Consider the following 643-nt stretch of genomic DNA (forward strand, 5'->3'; position numbering starts at 1 on the left):
TGCTGGGCCAGCAGGATGCCTTGCCGGTTGATCAGGTTGATGGTGCTGTCGCTGCCGATATTCAGGCTGCGGAACAGTTGCTGAAAGTACGACAGGCGCATGGTGGCCACGGCCACGCCGAGGAATCGCCCATCCGGCCCGGAAACCCGGCGGCTGAATGCGATACGCCATTGGTCGTCACACACGCAGCGCGCCGTGAAGGGCCGGCTGATGAACAGGCCCAGGTCGGGATTCTGCCGATGGGCCTGGAAGTAATCGCGGTCGGCGAAGTTGGCGGATTTGGGCGTCTGCAGGGCTGAGTCGGCGATCACGTTGCCATCCTTGTCCAGCAACAGGATGTCGCCTTTGTAGGGCGCCGCTTCCGAACGGTCGAACAGCACCAGGTGACGGATGCCGGCCGATACCCCAGCCAAATCAGTGCGTTCGGTGGCGGCGATCAGCCCTTTGATCGACAAGTCGTACAGCTCGACGTTGCGCAGCACGTCGGCGTCGATCAGTTGGGTGATGTTATTGGCCGTGCGCTGGGCCGCCTGCAACGTGTTGGCGTGTTCGCGAATCAGCAGCACCGCGACCACCGACATGATCAGCAGCACCGTGACGCAACTGCCGATGATCAGCAGCAGCTCCGGGCGGTGGGTGGGGC

Annotated in this window: 1 protein-coding gene; it reads right to left on the reverse strand. The window is 63.1% G+C overall.

The features are described 5' to 3' along the window. On the reverse strand, positions 1–643 hold a 643-nt coding region (locus HX869_RS31000), incomplete at both ends, for a cache domain-containing protein (RefSeq protein WP_372865729.1).

The organism is Pseudomonas sp. P7779 (genome assembly GCF_013386315.1).
In the GTDB taxonomy this organism is placed as follows: domain Bacteria; phylum Pseudomonadota; class Gammaproteobacteria; order Pseudomonadales; family Pseudomonadaceae; genus Aquipseudomonas.